The following is a 16716-nucleotide window of genomic DNA, read 5'->3' on the forward strand; positions in this document are numbered from 1 at the left end:
GCTCCCGGACGGCCGAGGCGCCGGCCCGCCACGCGGGTGCGGCCGTCACGGGGCGCCCCGCTGCGCGCCGTTTCGTACGGGGCCGGGGCCGGGGCCGGGGCGGGAGCCGGGGCCGGAGGACAGCCGGTGGGCCGCCAGGGCCGCCGTCGCCGCGCGGTCCGGTTTGCGGGAGCGTCCCGACAGCGGGATCCGCGCGAACAGCAGGGCGTCGGGCGCGGCCGTGCCCATGCGGCGCAGGGGGCCCGTCAGCGCGGACCGCAGGGCGGGCTCGGAAGTGCCGTGGCACGGCTGGACGACCGCCACGAGCCGCTCGTCGCCGCAGACGGCTCCGGCGACGCGGTCGCGGCCGTCGCGGGTGTCCGCCGGAATCCCCACGAGCAGTGCCAGCTCCACCCCGGGAACGTGCAGGGACGGTTCGTACAGGCCCGGGTAGATGTTCTCGGCCCGGCGCAGCACCATGTCCTTGGCCCTGCCCTCCAGCACGATCCGGCCCGCGCCGTCCAGGCGGGCCCGGTCGCCCGTACGGACCCACGGATCGGGATCCTCGCCGAGGTAGCGGTGCCGGGCCCCGGGGCCCGCAAGCAGCAGTTGTCCGTCGGCGTCGGACCCGGCGCGCACACCGGGCAGCGGGGCCCCGACCAGGTCGCCGGGACCCTCGTACGCGGCCTTCTCCCGGGACTCCACCGCGGCGGCCGGGAACAGCTCGGTGAGCGCGTACACCCCCCAGGCCTCATCGGCCCCCGACTCCCTTACGCGCCCCAGCAGTTCCGCGCTCGCCGGAGCGGAGCCGGTCCACACCCGGCCCCGGAAGCGGGCTCCCGCCCGCAGCGCGTCCCGCAGCTGCGGCGGGGTGAGGTAGGTGTCCCGCGGCGCCAGCCGGGCCAGTTGGCGGGCCAGCACCCGGGGCGAACGGGCCGGGAGGGCCACCGGGGCGCCGCGCACGAGGGAGGGGACGAGCACGAAGAAGGTGCCACCGAGCACGGGACCGGCGCCCGCGGCAGGAGCCGAAGCCTCCCCGAACGAAGCCGAAGTCTCCCCGGGAGAAGGGGAGAACAGCGCCGACACCGTCTCCATCCCGGCGGCCAGACTCGCCCGCGTGTGCACCACCGCCCGGGGCCGCGCCGTGGTCCCGGAGGTGAACACGATGACGGCGTCGGCATCCCCGTCGCCGGTGAACCGCGAGGGAACCCCGAGCCGCCCCGCATGCCGGTCCAGTCCGGGCGCACACCCCGGCAGCCGCCGCCCGACCGTGGCCACCGGCGCGCCCAGCCCGGCCAGCTCCGGCAGCTCCAGGCCGGCCGCCCGCCGGGCCAGCGGCCGCGCCCACCCGGCCACCGCCTGCGCGGCGGCATCGGCCAGCACCAGCGCGGGCCGCGCGGCCGTCAGCCGGGCGCGCAGCACGTCGGGTCCGGCTCCCGGGTCCAGGACGGCCCCGCGCAGACCGAGCCGCCACAGCGCGAGCAGCACGGCGAGCGCGCGCGGTCCGGGGCGTACGGCGACCCCGACGGTGTCCCCGGCGCGCAGCCCGCGCGCGTACAGCGCGGCGGCGAACGCGTCTGCCAGCTCGGCGAGTTCCCCGCGGGTGGCGGCGGTGCGGGTGGCTCCCGTACGCGTGGCGGTCAGGACGGCGGGCCGCTCGGGGCGGGCGCGCAGGGCGTGGTCGAGGCGGTCCAGCATCAGCGGGGGTCGTCCGTTCCGTGCGGGCCGCTGCCGCGGCCGAGGTACCAGCGGGCCGTACCGGCGATCCCGTAGGCCTTCAGCCGGCGCGTGGAGTTCTCCACGACCATGGCCCGGCAGTGCGTGATCCGGTCGGTGTGGCGGCGCACCGCGTTGAGGAAGAGCCGGTCGGTGGGGGAGGGGCGCCGGGGCATCCCGCCGACGGCCAGGTACAGCTCGGCGGTGATGGCCATGTTGTTCCCGGCGTGCATCCGGTACGGGGCGCGGTAGCCGCGACGCCGCGCGTGCTCGGGCCGCAGCCGGCCGAAGAGCCCGGCGAGCCGTACGAGGACCCCGAACCCGGCCCGGCCCAGCGGGCCGTGCTCGTCGCGGCGCGCCACGATCCGCCCGCACACCAGCCCGGGGCGTCGGGCCAGTGCCGCGCGCGCCGCGCCCGTCCACCCCGGGTGGGGCAGGCAGTCGGCGTCGGTGCGGGCGAGCAGGGTCGCGCCGCGTCCGATCGCGTACCGGAAGCCGGTGTCCACGGCGGAGCCGACGCCCTTCTCCGGTTCCTCGATGACCTCCACCGCGAAGGGGGCGCCCGCCGCGAACTCCCGCGCCACGGAGCCCGTCCGGTCGGCCGATGCGTTGTCGACGACCAGCAGGGTGAAATCCCGGTCCCGTTGGCGGGCGAGCGCCGCGAGGGTGCCGGCGAGCCGGGCCTCCTCCTCGTGCGCGGGGACCACCACCCACAGCCGCCCGGCCGCGCTCACGACTTCTCCCAGACCATCGTCATGATGCTGATCCCGCCGCCGAGGCCGACGAACAACACCCGCTCACCCGTGCCCAGTTCACCGAATATTCGGTCGAGCTGGACCCCGATCGTCGCGCTCGCGATATTGCCGAGCTCGGGCACGGTCACCACCAGCTTCCCGGCCGGCACGCCGGTCAGCTCGGCGAACCGCTCCAGGTAGGGCACGGTCACCTGGTGCACCAACACCTTGGAGAAGTCGTCCCAGTCCATGCCCGTGCGGTGCAGGGTCCGGTCGATGACGGCGGTGCCCACCTTCTCGAAGACCCCGCGCAGTTCGTGCCCGTCGCCGCGGAAGTACGTGTACGCGTCCCCGCGCGGGTGGCGCGAGCCGCCGCCCGGGATCCCCCCGACCTCCCAGTGCTCGGAGTGGGTCTCGGTGTCGACGTCGAGGATGCCGCCGCGCTCGACCGGCTCCACGATCACGGCGGCCCCCGCGTCGCCGAAGGTGTAGCCCGCGAAGCCGGCACGGAACTCGGCGAAGTCGGCGGGCGCCGTCCGCACGGCCCGGCTCGGGGTCTCTCCGGTGACCACCAGGGCCCGCCGGGCCCGGCCGGCGAGGATCATGGAGCGGGCGAGGTCGATGCCGTTGACGAAGCTGTTGCACGCGTTGGTGACGTCCAGGGCGTGTGCCCTCGTGCCGAGTTCGGCCTGCACGATGTGCGCGGTGGCGGGTTCGGCGACATCGCGGGAGGCGGAGGCGAAGAGCAGCAGGTCGATGTCGGCGGGCCCGAGCCCGGCGTTGTCCAGTGCCCGGCGGGCCGCACCCACCGCGAGCGTGGAGGCGTACACACCGTCGCCCGCGATCCGGCGGGTGAGGATCCCGGTGGCCTGGGTCAGCAGCCGGGGCGGCAGCTTGATTCCGGCCCGGTCGGCGATCTCGAGCTGGAGCCGGTCGGAGGAGAGGACGTCCCCGGGCAGGATGCCGGCGACGGCGGTGATCCCGGCGCGGGGCCGCGGGCGCGGTACGGATGGCTGATTCGGCATGTCCTCACCATGACGTGCCGTCCGGTCCCGGTCCTGAGTACGGATGCTCATCCCGCCCCGCCGGCCGGGGTGAGTACCCGAGGCCCCGGGCGGGCTCTTTCGGATCTTGCGCGGGCCCGACCGGCAAGATCCGAAAGAGACGACCTGGGGCGTACCCGGACGGGAGCCGCGAAGAGAAGTGACGCGTGGGGCATGAACCGTCTGACGAGGTATTCCGTTCTCCAGGTGTACGGCCCACTGTCATGAAAGCAACGCCGACAGGTACCTCGGGACCGCTGTTCTTGGGGCGCCCACGACATCCCCCCGCACCCGTCTCACCCGCAGAGGTCGTTACTCCATGACTGAATTGAATCGGCGCAGGTTCCTGCAGATCGCCGGTGGCGCCGCCGCCGTCACGATGCTGAACGAGAGCATCGCGCGGGCCGCCGCGATTTCGGCCCAGGGCAGCACCGGCACCATCCAGGACATCGAGCACATCGTCGTCCTCATGCAGGAGAATCGTTCCTTCGACCACTATTTCGGTGCGATGAAGGGGGTCCGCGGGTTCGGGGACCCGAGGCCGGTCATCCAGGACAACGGCAAGTCCGTCTTCCACCAGTCCAACGGCACGAAGGACATCCTGCCCTTCAACCCGCAGATCAACGACCTGGGCATGCAGTTCCTGACGGGGCTGAACCACGACTGGGCCGGCGGCCACCAGGCGTACAACAACGGCAAGTACGACAAGTGGGTCCCGGCCAAGACGGCCACGACCATGGCGTACATGACCCGGAACGACATCCCGTTCCACTACGCGCTCGCCGACGCCTTCACGGTGTGCGACGCCTACCACTGCTCCTTCATCGGAGCCACCGACCCCAACCGCTACTACCTGTGGTCGGGTTACACGGGCAACGACGGAGTGGGCGGCGGCCCGGTCCTCGGCAACCAGGAAGCCGGCTACGGCTGGAAGACCTACCCCGAGCGCCTCGAGGCGGCCGGAGTCTCCTGGAAGGTCTACCAGGACATCGGCGACGGCCTGAACGCCGCCGGATCCTGGGGCTGGATCAACGACGCCTTCCGCGGCAACTACGGCGACAACTCGCTGCTGTACTTCAACAGCTTCCGCAACGCCCAGCCCGGCAGCGCCCTGTACGAGAAGGCCCGTACGGGCACCGACGTCAAGGCGGGCGGCACCTACTTCGACAAACTGCGCGCGGACGTCGTGAACGGCACCCTCCCGAAGGTCTCCTGGATCGCCGCCCCCGAGGCCTTCAGCGAGCACGCCAACTGGCCCACGAACTTCGGCGCCTGGTACATCTCGCAGGTCCTGGACTCGCTGACCGCCAACCCCGACGTGTGGGCGAAGACGGCCCTCTTCATCACCTACGACGAGAACGACGGCTTCTTCGACCACGTGGTCCCGCCGTACCCGCCCACGTCCTCCGCCTGGGGCCTGTCCACGGCGAGCGTCACCGGCGACCTGTACACCGGAGGCGTCTCCGGCTACGCCGCCGGCCCGTACGGCCTCGGCCCCCGCGTCCCGACGATCGTGGTCTCCCCGTGGAGCAAGGGCGGCTACGTCTGCTCCGAGACCTTCGACCACACCTCGGTGATCCGCTTCATGGAGAAGCGCTTCGGCGTGCAGGAGCCCAACATCTCCCCGTGGCGCCGCGCGGTCTGCGGCGACCTGACCTCGGCCTTCGACTTCACCCGGGCCGACGCCGCGCCCGCCGCCCTGCCGTCCACGGCCGCGTACGTGCCGCCGGACAAGAACCGCCACGCGTCCTACAACCCGGCCCCGCCCGCGACGGGCACCCTGCCCAAGCAGGAGGCCGGGTCCAAGCCGACCCGCGCACTGGGCTACGCCCCGTACGTGGACGGCAAGGCCACGGTCTCCACGGGCAAGTTCACCCTGACCTTCTCCTCGGGTCCCTCCCTCGGCGCCCACTTCCACAGCACCTCGGGCAACCGTACGGACGGCCCGTGGCCCTACACGGTCGAGGCGGGCAAGACCCTCTCGGACACCTGGAGCACGAGCAGCTCCACCGGCAACCAGATCAACCTCACGGTCTGGGGTCCGAACGGCTTCCTGCGCACCTGGAAGGGCCCGGCGAAGAAGGCCGGCCCCGAGGTCACGGCCCGCCACGACAAGGCCACCGGCAACCTGGTGCTGTCCCTGACCAACGGGGGCACGGCGGCCGTCAACCTGACCGTCGCCAACGCCTACGGCGGCACGGCCCAGGTCGTGCGCGTCGCGGCGGGCGGCACCGTCGCGCACACCGTGGCCCTGTCCGGCACGGCCCGCTGGTACGACGTCACCGTCGTCTCCGACGCGGACGCCACCTTCCTGCGCCGCTTCGCCGGCCACGTGGAAACGGGCGCGGCCGGAGTCTCGGACCCGGCGATCAAGACCGTCTGACGCGGTCGTCCGGCATGCGCAGCAGCCGCCGTTCCAGGACCGGGAGGTCGCGGGGACGGTGGCTGCGGGCGTGCCGGATCAGCAGGTCCCGGGCGGTGTCCGGGACGCGGCGCCGCTTGGGGTGGCGGGTGGTGAACTCCTCGCTCGCGAAGAACCGCACGGCGGCGTCGAGCCCACCGCGGTCGGTCTCCCGGACCGCCCACGCCAGGTCCTCGGTGGCGGCCCCCACGAGCATCCGCGCGGGCGCCAGTTCCGCCAGGAGCGAGGCCGCGTCGGTGGGGGCCCCGCGTACGGCCCCCTGCCAGGAGAAGGCGGCGGCCAGCGGGATCCGTGCCGGGCGCGGCGGATCCTCGCCCCGGGCCATGGCCCCGGCGTAGCCGCGCAGCACCTCGGGCGCGGCTGCCACCCACCGGGCCCGGTGCCGGGCCGGGATGCCGTCAGGGGCGTCGCGGTCGAGCAGCCGGGCGAGCGGTCCGGTCCGGACGGGCGGTACCGGCCGGATCGCGGGGTCGTCCGTGGCGTCGAACGGGTCGGCTCCGTGCTCCATGCACATGCACTCGAAGGAGTCGATCGCGGGGCCGGCCTGCGCCGAGCCCCCGGAGCGCGGCTCGGGCACCTGTTCCGCGGGCCATACGGCAAGGACCTCCGCGACCTCGGCCGGGTCGGTGATCTCGTACCGCGTCGGGTGGTACGGGTGGCCGTCGGCGCTCTTCGCGTCGCGGACCCGGACGCGTTCGACGGCGACGGAAGGTGGGTTCGTCACGGTGTGATGGTAGGCGCGGTGGGCAGAACGTACGGCGGCAATTCTTTCCGCCCCGTCACCGAGGGAGAACGCATGGCCATCGCCCACCGCAGGACCGGCACCGGCCCCGTCCGCGTCATCGTGCTGCACGACTGGTTCGGCACGTCCGCCCACTGGGGCTCCGTACTGGACCACCTGGACCCGCGGGAGTTCTCGTACGCCTTCCTCGACTACCGCGGCTACGGCGACCGCAGGGACGTCCCCGGCCGGTACACGCTCCCCGAGATCGCCGACGACGTCCTCGCGCTCGCCGACGAGCTCGGCTGGGACACCTTCTCCCTCCTCGGCCACTCCATGGGCGGCAAGGCCATGCAGCAGGTCCTCGTGCGCGCCCCGGAGCGGGTCGAGAAGCTGATCGGCGTCAACCCGGTCCCCGCCGGCACGTACGAGATGGACGACGCCACCCACGACCTCTTCTACGGGGCCGCCGCCGACCCGGAGAACCGCCGTGCCATCCTCGACATCGTCACCGGCCGCCGCGCGAGCCCGTACTGGCTGGAGCGGATGGTCGCGCACTCCCTCGACGTCTCCCTGCCGGAGGCCTTCGCCGCGTACCTCGCGAGCTGGCAGCCGCTCGATCTGTCCGCCGCCGTGAAGGGCAGCACCGTCCCGGTGCTGGTCCTCGTGGGCGAGTACGACCTCGCGCTCACGGTCGACTTCATGCGGGGCACCTGGCAGGTCTCGTACCCCAACTGCCGCATCCAGCCCCTGCCCGGAGCCGGCCACTACCCGCCGCACGAGACCCCGGTGGCCTTCGCCACCGAGGTGGAGGCCTTCCTCCGCGGGTAGCGGAGAGGGCGGGTGGGGGTAGGGGGTAGGGGGGCGAGCCGCGTCCGGCGCGCGTCAGTGCGGGCTCAGGCGTCTCACCAGCCACTCCAGCGCCGACGGGACCTCGCGCGCCCACGTCTCGTAGTTGTGCCCGCCGCTCCCGAGGAGGATCGAGGAGACCCGCGCGGGCGCCCGTACCGCGTCGATGAACTCCAGCGTCGCCGGGTACTGGTGCTCGCCCTCGCGGCTGCTCGCCACCAGCAGGGACACCGGCGGCTGCGGCAGGTTCCGCAACCGCCACAGCAGGTCGTTCTCCTGCCGGCGGCCGGCGTCGCCGCCGAACAGGTCACCGGTGTCCGCGTCCCGTGCCGCCGCGTACGGGGCCGACAGCGCGGCCGCCGCCCGGTAGGCGTCCGGCGTGCGCAGGGCCAGCTTCAGCGCGCAGTAGCCGCCCACCGAATTGCCCATCACGCCCCACCCCCGGGCATCGCCGGTGAGGCCGTAGTGCGAGGAGACCGCCGCCCGCAGGTCCCCGGCGAAGAAGGTCTCCGCCCGCGGACCGCCCGGCACGTCCACGCACTGGGTGTCCCTGGGCGGGGCCACCGTCGGCGTCATCAGGATCAGCACCGCCGGCCGCATCCGCCCCGCCCGTACCGCCTCCAGTGCCAGCTGCGGATACCGCAGCCGGTCGATCAGCACCCCCGGCGTGCTCGGGAACCCGCTCAGCGCCAGCACCACCGGGAACTCCGCCCGCCGCCCGGCCGACGCGTGCACGTACTGCGGCGGCAGGTAGACGTACCCCTGCCCCGACAGCCCGCTGCGCGCGCCGCGCACCGTCACCACCTCGATCCGGCCGATCACCGCCGGGTCGTCCGAGCCCGCGTGCCGCCAGGAGTGGGTGCCCCGAACCAGCAGCGCCTCCCGCCCCGGGGGCTGCCCGCCCGCCGGTACGGCGTCCTCGCGGCGCAGGGACAGCAGGTCGCGCCAGGAGCCGTAGAAGCCGTACGAGGAGTTCACCGCGAGCAGCAGTGCCGACCCGGCGGTCAGGGCGATCGCGAGCTGGAGCCCGGCCCGCCCCAGCAGCGGTAGCACCCCGGACTCCGCGAGCCGGGGCCACAGCCACACGGTGGCCCCGAACACCGCGGCCGCCACGAGGACGGCGAGGAACAGAGCCGGGGTGCCCCCGATGTCCCATTTCATGCGGTTGATCCTGCCAGGACTCGGACGGGCGGACCCGGCCGGTCGTGACGCGCCGCTCCCGCAGGGGAACGAAAAAACCCGTGGGGGTTACGAGAAGAACTCGTAACCCCCACGGGATCAACAGGGTGAGTGACGGGACTTGAACCCGCGGCCACCTGGACCACAACCAGGTGCTCTACCAACTGAGCTACACCCACCACGAAGGACGGCGGACCACCCGTTCGACGTGCAAGCACAGCATAGCTGATCAGCGGGGTGCTCCCGCGACGCCTTTTCCGGCGACCCGGCGACCCGGCGACCCGGCGACCCGGCGATGCGGCGATGCGGCGACCCGGAGGCCCCGGCGACGCGGAGACCGGCTCCGGGTGAGGGCGCAGGCAACCCCGCGCTCCGGATCGTCATCACTACCGTTATGGGATCAAACCGACTCACCGGCCTGGACGCCGCCCGCGGCATCGCCGTCCTCGGCATGTTCGCCGTACACGTCGGCCCGCCGCCCACGCCCGAGGGCCCCGGCTGGCTGCTCGTCGCCGCCGACGGCCGGGCGCCCGCCGTCTTCACGCTCATCGCCGGGTTCTCCCTCGCGCTCGCCCGCGCCCGGTCCGCCGGACCGCCGCCCCTGCGGGCCACCCTGACCCGCTGCGCGATCCTCGCCGCGCTCGGCCTGTGCCTCGCCGCGCTCTCGCCCGGCATCCTCGTGATCCTGGCCTTCTACGCCGTCTACTTCCTGGCCGCCGAACCCTTCACCCGGCTGCGCACCCGCACCCTGGCCGCCATCGCCGGAGCCTCGGTGGTGCTGGGCCCGGTCCTCTCGTACCTCCTGGGCCCGGCCCTCGGGCTGCGCACCGGCGGGCGCGGGGCCACGCCGGTCCCCGCCGACCTGGCGAGCTGGGCCGGGGCCGGGGGGATGCTGCGGGAGCTCCTGCTCTCGGGCGCCTACCCGCTGCTCACCTACTTCCCGTACATCCTGGCCGGCATGGCCCTCGGCCGCCTCGCCGACCTGCGGAGCGGGCGGTCGCTGCGGCTGCTGACCGGCTTCGGGGCGGCGGCCGCCGTCGCCGGCTACGGCATTTCCTGGCTCGCGCTGGGACCCGGGGGCCGGCGCGGGCCGCTGCTGGAGGCCATCGCGCGGGAGCACCCCTGGGCCGCGGCGGAGCCCGACCCGGTCGCGGCGGTGCTGGGCGGGCAGTTCGGGGCCGTCCCCAGCACCTCCTGGGACTGGCTGCTGGTGGCCGGCCCCTACAGCCAGACCCCGCTGGAGACCCTCGGCAACTCCGGGGTCGGGGCGGCCCTCATAGGCCTGCTCGCCCTGGCCGCGCACGGCGCGGGCCGGGTGGCGACGCGGCTGCTGCGGCCGCTCGCCGCCGTCGGGGCGATGGCCCTGACGGTGTACGTGGCGCACGCGCTCGCGCTGGCGGTGTTCCTGCGGGGCTGGAGCGGGTGGGGCGTGCTGGCCGCGTTCTCCGGGGTCGCGGTGATCGCATGCCTGGCCTGGGGCCATTTCCTGCGCGGCACGGAGCTGAGGCGGGGGCCGCTGGAGTGGGCGCTGCGGGCGGTGACCCCGGTGTGACGGGGCCGGGTGATCGGCGCGGCCCCCTGCCGTCCGGGGGCGGGGCGCGGGAGGATCGGAGTCATGGACCATGACTCCGATCCCTTCACGGCCGCCGACTACGCCGCCCGGATGGCCACCGCCGCGCAGGCAGCCGCCGACGCGGGGCTGGCCGGCCTGCTGGTCGCCCCCGGGCCCGACCTGGCCCACCTCACCGGGTACCGGCCCGTCGACACCGAGCGGATGACCCTGCTCGTCCTCGCCGCCGGGCAGGACCCCGTCCTCGTCGTCCCCGCGCTGGAAGCCCCCGACGCGGCGAAGTCCCCCGGCGCGGGCGCGCTGACCCTGCGGGACTGGGCCGACGGGAAGAACCCGTACGCCGTGACCTCCCCGCTACTGGACGTGGCCGGCCGCTTCGGGGTCAGCGACAACGCCTGGGCGCTGCATCTGCTGGGGCTGCAGCGGGAGTTGCCAGCGACCTCGTACGTCTCGCTGACCGATGCGCTGCCGATGCTGCGCGCGGTCAAGGACGAGCGCGAGCTGGCCCGGCTCGCCGCGGCCGGCGAGGCGGCGGACGCCGCGTACGCCCAGATCATCCATGTCCCCTTCGCCGGACGCCGGGAGAGCGACGTCGCCGCCGATCTGGCCGCGCTGCTGCGCGTGCACGGCCACTCCCAGGTGGACTTCACCGTCGTCGGCTCCGGCCCGAACGGCGCCAACCCGCACCACGAAGCAGGTGACCGGGTCATCGAGCACGGGGACATGGTGGTCCTCGACTTCGGCGGCCTCAAGCACGGTTACGGCTCCGACATCTCCCGTACCGTCCACGTCGGCGAGCCCACGGAGGAGGAGCAGCGCGTCCACGACATCGTCCGCGAGGCCCAGTTGGCGGGAGTGGCGGCGGCCCGGCCGGGGGCGGCCTGCCAGGACGTGGACCGGGCGGCCCGCGCGGTGATCACGGAGTTCGGCTACGGCGAGCAGTTCATCCACCGCACGGGCCACGGCATCGGAGTCACCACGCACGAGCCGCCGTACATGGTGGAAGGTGAGGAGCAGCCCCTCGTCCCCGGCATGTGCTTCTCCGTGGAGCCGGGGATCTACCTCCCGGGGCGCTTCGGGGTCCGCATCGAGGACATCATCACGGTCACCGAGAACGGCTGCCGCAGCTTCAACAACGCCTCCCGTGAGCTGGCCATCGTGGAGTAGGTGGCGGCGCCCGGTCCTCGCCGGATCAGGCCCCGGCGAGGACCAGGCGGTAGCCGTAGTCGATGCTCTCCCGCTCCAGCAGGTCGGCGGGGGGGGGCCGCCCCCCCCCCGCCCCCAGGTCCACGCGCCGCCGGGCGAGCGCCGGGTCCACGACGGAGGCGGGCAGGCGCGCGAGGGTGGAGCAGGCCGCCCCAACGACCGGGTCGAGGTAGGACTCGGGCCGGCGCCAGAAGGCGGCCCGGAAGCCGTCGGTGAAATCGTGCGGGACGGGGAAGGGGATCACGGTGTGCGCGTCCAGGGCCCCGGTCACCACGGACAGCGGGGTGAAGGCGGAGCGGTCCAGCTCCCCGACCTCCGGCAGGTACTCCTCGAAGAGCCACAGCTCGGGCCGGTGGGCCGGGTCCCAGGTGAAGACGGCCTGGCGCCGCGAAACCCGCCGCAGTTCGGCCAGCCCGCGCGCGGGGTCCGGCCAGTGATGGACCGTCATCACGGCCATCGCGGCGTCGAACGCCCCGTCCTCGAAGGGAAGTTCCTCGGCCCCCGCCTTGATCTTGCGGGTCCCCGGGTGCTGGTCGAGCATGACCCGGGACGGGTCCACGGCGGTCACCTCGCGGTCCTCCGGTTCGTACGAACCGGCGCCCGCCCCGACGTTGACGACCGTCAGGGCGTCCCCCAGGGCGCCCGCGATCAGTGCGGCCAGCCGGGGATCGGGCCGCCGGACCTCCCGGTAACCCACCCCGATGACGTCGTACTTCGCGCTGTGCCCGCCGTCGGCGGGCGATCCGATCTTCATGGCACAGATCCCACCAGACGGCCCCGGGCCTCCGCGACCGGGTTTCCGGGTCCCAGCGGCCCAGGGGAGGGGTCCGGAGGCCCGGAGGCCCGCGGCCCGGGGGCTATGGGCCCAGCACCACCGCCGACTCGGCCGGTACGTGGACCCGCCCGTCGGCGTCCGGATGCTCGACGGGCAGCCAGGCGGCCAGCACCCGTACCCCGTTGCGGCCGAGCGCGATGGTGACGGGCTCCCCGGAGAGGTTCACCACCACGCGGACGTCACCCCGGCGGAACGTCAGCCAGCGGCGCTCCTCGTCATGGGCGATCCGCAGCGCCGCCAGATCGGGATCCCGCAGGTCGGAGTGGGTCCGGCGGAGCGCGATCAGGGTGCGGTACCAGTCGAGCAGACGGGCGTGGGCCTCCCGGCCCGGCTCGGCCCAGTCGAGGCAGGAGCGGTCCCGGGTGGCCGGGTCCTGGGGGTCGGGGATCTCCTCCGCCTTCCAGCCGTGCTCCGCGAACTCCCGCCGCCGGCCCGCCCGTACGGCCTCGGCGAGCTCCTCGTCGGGATGGTCGGTGAAGTACTGCCACGGCGTGCCGGCGCCCCACTCCTCGCCCATGAACAGCATCGGCACGAACGGCCCGGTCAGCGCCACCGTCGCCGCGCACGCCAGCAGCCCGGGGGACAGGGAGGCCGAGAGCCGGTCGCCCAGCGCGCGGTTGCCGATCTGATCGTGGGTCTGGGCGTAGCCGAGGAAGCGGTGCGCCGGGGTGCGGCCGCGGTCCACCGCGCGGCCGTGGTGGCGGCCCCGGAAGGAGGACCAGGTCCCGTCGTGGAAGAAGGCCCGGGTCATGGTCTTGGCCAGCGCCCCGAGCGGAGCCTCGGCGAAGTCCGCGTAGTACGCCTGGGACTCGCCGGTCAGCGCGCAGTGCAGGGCGTGGTGGAAGTCGTCGTTCCACTGTGCGTGCAGGCCCAGGCCCCCGGCGGCGCGCGGGTTCGTGGTGCGGGGATCGCAGCGGTCCGACTCCGCGATCAGGAACAGCGGCCGGCCGGTCTCGGCGGCCAGCTCGTCCACCGCCGCGGACAGCTCCTCCAGGAAGGTCAGCGCCCGGTCGTCGGCGAGCGCGTGCACCGCGTCGAGCCGCAGCCCGTCGATCCGGTAGTCGCGCAGCCAGGCCAGCGCGCTGCCCAGCAGGTAGGCGCGCACCTCGTCGGAGCCGGGCGCGTCCAGGTTCACCGCCGCGCCCCAGGGGGTGTGGTGGGTCTCGGTGAAGTACGGGCCGAAGACGGGGAGGTGGTTGCCGGAGGGGCCGAGGTGGTTGTGGACCACGTCGAGCACCACGCCGAGCCCGGCGGTGTGCGCGGCCTCCACGAACCGGACCAGCCCGGCCGGGCCCCCGTACGGCTCGTGCACCGCCCAGGGCGCGACCCCGTCGTACCCCCAGCCGTGCCGCCCGGGGAAGGAGCACACCGGCATCAGCTCGATGTGGGTGATGCCGAGGGCGGTGAGGTGGCCCAGGCGGGCGGCGGCCGCGTCGAAGGTGCCCTCGGGGGTGAAGGTGCCGATGTGCAGCTCGTACAGGACCGCGTCCTGCAGCGGCACCCGGGGGGAGGGCGCCGGCTCGCCGGGCAGGAGGGCGGTGAAGTCGACCACGGCCGAGAGCCCGTCGGGGCCTTCCGGCAGGCGCCGTCCGCGCGGATCGGGCCGTACGGGGGGTCCGAGTCGGGTGTGGTCCGGGTGCTCCACGTGGTGCCCGGGGTGCACCGGGTCGCGCGGGTCGTCCCCGGGAACGAGAGCCGGCGGGGCGCCGCCCAGCTGGAACCCGTAGTGGGAACCGTCCCGCGCCCCGGCTTCGGCGACCCACCAGCCGGGGCGTTCCGGATCGCGCTCCATCGCGTACGCGGCCCCGTCGAGCCGCAGCGCGACCCGGTCTGTCAGCGGTGCCCACACCTCGAACTGCACGGACGGTCCCCTCGTCTGGCGGCGCTACCCCAACCTGCGTGTCCGGGCCATCATCCCCGGCCGGTCGCGGGAGTTCTGGACACTCTGCCCCCGACAGGCCGACAATCACCTGGTGACGTCGAGTTTCGAGTTCTCCGCCTTCCCCGCCCCGCGGCTCTCCGATGCCGAGCGCGACCGCGCGCTGGGCCAGCTCAGGGAGGGCGCCGCCGTCGGCAAGCTGTCGCACGACACCTTCCTGCGCCGCATGGAGCTCGCCCTTGTCGCCCGCCGCTCCGAGGACCTCGCCGTGCTCACCGCGGACTTGGAGGGCCGGGAGGGCAGGGAGGGGCCGTGGACCAGCCGGCTGTTCGGCTGGGTGGGGCGGGTCTCGGCGGTGTCCGTGGGCGTACGGCGGGCCTGGGCCGCGGAGAAGCTGCCCACGCTGCTCCTCCCGCACCCGAGCGCCGGACCGCTGCGGATCGGCCGCGACCCGGGCAACGGGCTGCGCCTGAGCCACGAGACGGTCTCGCGGGCCCACGCGGAACTGGGCATCAGGGACGGGGTCTGGGTGGTGCGCGACCTCGGCTCGACGAACGGGACCACGGTGAACGGGCGCCGGGTCACGGGCTCGGCGATGGTCCGGGACGGGGACCAGATCGGCTTCGGCCGGATGACCTTCAGGCTGTCGGGCGGCTGAGCATCCGGGCGGGCGGTCCTGCGGGCGCCCGGTCGTGCGGGCGCGCGGGACGCGTCGGGGAGCAGTCAGGGGCCGGCCCCCGGGACCCGGTTGCCAGGTGGGTGCGGGCCGCGCGGAGGATGTCACCCATGGAACACATGTCTGCCGCCCCCGTCGTACGGCCCGCGCGCCCCGAGGACCTGCCCCGTCTGGTCGAGCTCATGCGCGAGCACATGGTCTACGAGAGGTCCGAGCCTCGTGCGGCCGGTCTCGCCGAGCGGCTCGGCGCGCAGCTGTTCGCCGACGGGGCCCGGCTGTGGGTGCTGCTGGCCGAGACCCCGCGGGGCGAGATCGCCGGGTACGCCGCCTGCTCGGCCGAGTTCTCCTTCTGGGAGGCCCGCCACTACCTCCACATGGACTGCCTGTACCTGGCCGAGGAGGCCCGCGGACACGGCCTCGGCGCCGCCCTGATGGACGGGGTGGCCGCACTCGCCCGCGAGCTGGGCCTCGGCCACGTCGAGTGGCAGACGCCCGACTGGAACGAGGGCGCGATCCGCTTCTACGACCGGCTCGGGGCCACCGGCAAGCCGAAGCTCCGGTACGCCCTGCCGGTGGAGTGACCCGGGGCGGCGGCCCCTTCCGCCCCCCTCCTGCCCCGTCTGCCGCCGCCTACCGGCCCGCCGCCACGAGCCGGTCGTACGCCGCCAGGACGACCCGGGACTGGTGCTCCACCTGCGTGGCCACCGGGACCCAGCGCGCCTGGAAGCGGTCCGCGAATTCCTCGCACCACCCCGTGACGAGCCGGTCCACGGCCGGCGCCGCCGGCTGCCCCTGCGCGCGCAGCACCCGCAGCAGCATCGCCGCGGCGCGCAGCGAGAGCCGCCGTCCGAAGGCGTCGATGCTCCCGATGTACGCCGCCGTCGCCTCGGCGGGAGCTCCCGGGCCCGTCCACTCGGCGGCGATCCGGGGGATCAGCGCGAGCGTCCAGTCCACCGCGCGCAGCAGGGCCGCGGCGGCCGGGTCCGTACCGTCGGCCGCGCCCTCCCGCAGGGCCGCCACCCGCGCGGCGTCGGCGGTGAGCCGGCCGGCCAGGATGCGCAGGGCGGCGCGCGGATCGGGGTGCGGGGCCGGATCGTCGACCAGGTCCGAGGCCCACATGGGGACTTCGATGATCGCGGTGGTGCCGGCGTGGCGGTGGGCGTGGTACCAGGTGCTGAGCCGGGTGTCCTCGGGGTGGAAGGGGCCGTCCGGGCTGATCCCGGGGGCGGGCATCACGAAGATCCCCGCGCCCGGCGAGGGCCAGCCGGCCGCGTCGGAGGCGCTGGTCTCCACCGGGATGCGCAGCTCCGCGGCCGATTTGCCGAAGGGCTCCGCGAGACCGGGTATGTCCCGGGTCAGCTGCACCCAGGACCCGCCGAGATCGGTGCCGTGCAGGGAGACCTGGAGGGCGGGCCGGAGCTCGTCGATGAGCCGGGTCAGGGCGAGGGTCTCGGGCGGGAGGCGGTCCGGGGGCAGTAAAGACGGTGCCCACTCGGGCTGTTCGGGGCCGGGCGGCCGGAAGAAGTTCCGGTGGTAGTCGAGCAGGGAGTACGGGCGGGGCGTGCGGTGCAGGGCCGCGCCGTCGGGGTCGGCGCAGAGCAGGAAGTGCCACGCCGTTCCGGCGGCGGGTACGCGGATCAGGTGGCGGGCCAGCGCGAGGGCGGTGGCCCCGCCGACGGGCTCGTTGGCGTGGGCGCCGGCGACGACGAGCACGTTCGGAGCGGTCTGCGTTGCCGTCGTGGAGCCCACGGAGAGCAGCCACAGGGGTTCCCCGGCGCGGGACGCGCCGATCTGGCGGAGCCGGGCCGAGGCGGGGTGTTCATCGGCCAGGGCGCGTGCGGCCAGGGCCAGTTCGTGAGGGGTGGGGTAGCACATGTCACGGATGAGGGTCACAGGTGATCCCATTC

The 16716-nt window shown here is 74.4% G+C and carries 14 protein-coding genes and 1 tRNA gene; 6 read left to right on the forward strand and 9 right to left on the reverse strand.

Features of this window, described 5'->3' with window-relative positions; all coding sequences use genetic code 11:
• Window positions 1-45 precede the first annotated feature (45 nt).
• Genes ACFYM0_RS18170 through ACFYM0_RS18180 form a run of 3 tightly spaced genes read right to left on the reverse strand, consistent with a single transcriptional unit; the run spans window position 46 to window position 3454 of the window.
• Window positions 46-1677, reverse strand: a complete 1632-nt coding sequence (locus ACFYM0_RS18170) for an AMP-binding protein (RefSeq protein ID WP_388502295.1) — start codon at window positions 1675-1677, stop codon at window positions 46-48.
• Entirely contained in the window at window positions 1677-2429 is a 753-nt protein-coding gene (locus ACFYM0_RS18175; protein ID WP_388502297.1) for a glycosyltransferase family 2 protein, read from the reverse strand. The genes ACFYM0_RS18170 and ACFYM0_RS18175 overlap by 1 nt, the downstream gene beginning before the upstream one ends.
• Entirely contained in the window at window positions 2426-3454 is a 1029-nt protein-coding gene (locus ACFYM0_RS18180; RefSeq protein WP_388502299.1) for a 3-oxoacyl-ACP synthase III family protein, read from the reverse strand. Before ACFYM0_RS18180 ends, ACFYM0_RS18175 begins: the two co-directional genes overlap by 4 nt.
• A gap of 337 nt (window positions 3455-3791) precedes the next feature.
• Here ACFYM0_RS18180 and ACFYM0_RS18185 point away from each other — a divergent pair, with 337 nt between their 5' ends.
• Window positions 3792-5855, forward strand: coding sequence for a phosphocholine-specific phospholipase C (locus tag ACFYM0_RS18185; protein WP_388502302.1), 2064 nt, complete (start codon window positions 3792-3794; stop codon window positions 5853-5855).
• Here ACFYM0_RS18185 and ACFYM0_RS18190 read toward each other — a convergent pair.
• Complete coding sequence (locus ACFYM0_RS18190; protein ID WP_388502304.1) at window positions 5842-6618, reverse strand: hypothetical protein; 777 nt, start codon at window positions 6616-6618, stop codon at window positions 5842-5844. The two genes, ACFYM0_RS18185 and ACFYM0_RS18190, sit on opposite strands and share 14 nt — an antisense overlap.
• Before the next feature lie 72 nt (window positions 6619-6690).
• Here ACFYM0_RS18190 and ACFYM0_RS18195 point away from each other — a divergent pair, with 72 nt between their 5' ends.
• A complete protein-coding gene (locus ACFYM0_RS18195) occupies window positions 6691-7446 on the forward strand; it encodes an alpha/beta fold hydrolase (RefSeq protein WP_388502306.1) in 756 nt (251 codons plus the stop codon).
• Window positions 7447-7500: 54 nt separating this feature from the next.
• On the opposite strand, the gene ACFYM0_RS18200 is transcribed toward ACFYM0_RS18195, so the two are convergent.
• Both ACFYM0_RS18200 and ACFYM0_RS18205 read right to left on the reverse strand, forming a co-directional pair.
• The gene (locus ACFYM0_RS18200) at window positions 7501-8625 is read right to left on the reverse strand and encodes an alpha/beta hydrolase (protein WP_388502309.1); all 1125 of its coding nucleotides are present in this window, start codon (window positions 8623-8625) and stop codon (window positions 7501-7503) included.
• Window positions 8626-8749: 124 nt separating this feature from the next.
• Window positions 8750-8822 (reverse strand) — tRNA-His (locus ACFYM0_RS18205).
• A 215-nt stretch (window positions 8823-9037) separates the two neighbouring features.
• On the opposite strand from ACFYM0_RS18205, the gene ACFYM0_RS18210 reads away from it, so the two are divergent.
• Window positions 9038-10195, forward strand: coding sequence for a heparan-alpha-glucosaminide N-acetyltransferase domain-containing protein (locus ACFYM0_RS18210; protein WP_388502311.1), 1158 nt, complete (start codon window positions 9038-9040; stop codon window positions 10193-10195).
• A gap of 63 nt (window positions 10196-10258) precedes the next feature.
• Window positions 10259-11380 (forward strand): M24 family metallopeptidase, encoded by a 1122-nt coding sequence (locus ACFYM0_RS18215; RefSeq protein WP_388502314.1) that lies wholly within the window; start codon window positions 10259-10261, stop codon window positions 11378-11380.
• Window positions 11381-11405: 25 nt separating this feature from the next.
• On the opposite strand, the gene ACFYM0_RS18220 is transcribed toward ACFYM0_RS18215, so the two are convergent.
• Window positions 11406-12173 carry a class I SAM-dependent methyltransferase gene (locus tag ACFYM0_RS18220; protein WP_388502316.1) on the reverse strand — a complete coding sequence of 256 codons (768 nt, stop codon included), beginning with the start codon at window positions 12171-12173 and terminating at the stop codon, window positions 11406-11408.
• A 103-nt stretch (window positions 12174-12276) separates the two neighbouring features.
• On the reverse strand, window positions 12277-14115 hold the full coding sequence (gene treZ / locus ACFYM0_RS18225) for a malto-oligosyltrehalose trehalohydrolase (protein WP_388502318.1): 1839 nt from the start codon (window positions 14113-14115) through the stop codon (window positions 12277-12279).
• 112 nt (window positions 14116-14227) lie between these two features.
• On the opposite strand from treZ, the gene ACFYM0_RS18230 reads away from it, so the two are divergent.
• Together ACFYM0_RS18230 and ACFYM0_RS18235 are read left to right on the forward strand one after the other, a co-directional pair.
• The gene (locus tag ACFYM0_RS18230) at window positions 14228-14791 is read left to right on the forward strand and encodes an FHA domain-containing protein (protein WP_388502321.1); all 564 of its coding nucleotides are present in this window, start codon (window positions 14228-14230) and stop codon (window positions 14789-14791) included.
• A 128-nt stretch (window positions 14792-14919) separates the two neighbouring features.
• Entirely contained in the window at window positions 14920-15390 is a 471-nt protein-coding gene (locus ACFYM0_RS18235; protein WP_388502324.1) for a GNAT family N-acetyltransferase, read from the forward strand.
• Between the two features lie 49 nt (window positions 15391-15439).
• Here ACFYM0_RS18235 and ACFYM0_RS18240 read toward each other — a convergent pair whose 3' ends face one another.
• Window positions 15440-16702: a M14 family zinc carboxypeptidase gene (locus tag ACFYM0_RS18240; protein WP_388502326.1), complete on the reverse strand. Its 1263-nt coding sequence runs from the start codon at window positions 16700-16702 to the stop codon at window positions 15440-15442.
• Window positions 16703-16716: the final 14 nt, after the last annotated feature.

This window comes from Streptomyces sp. NPDC006487, from assembly GCF_042870555.1.
GTDB lineage: Bacteria > Actinomycetota > Actinomycetes > Streptomycetales > Streptomycetaceae > Streptomyces.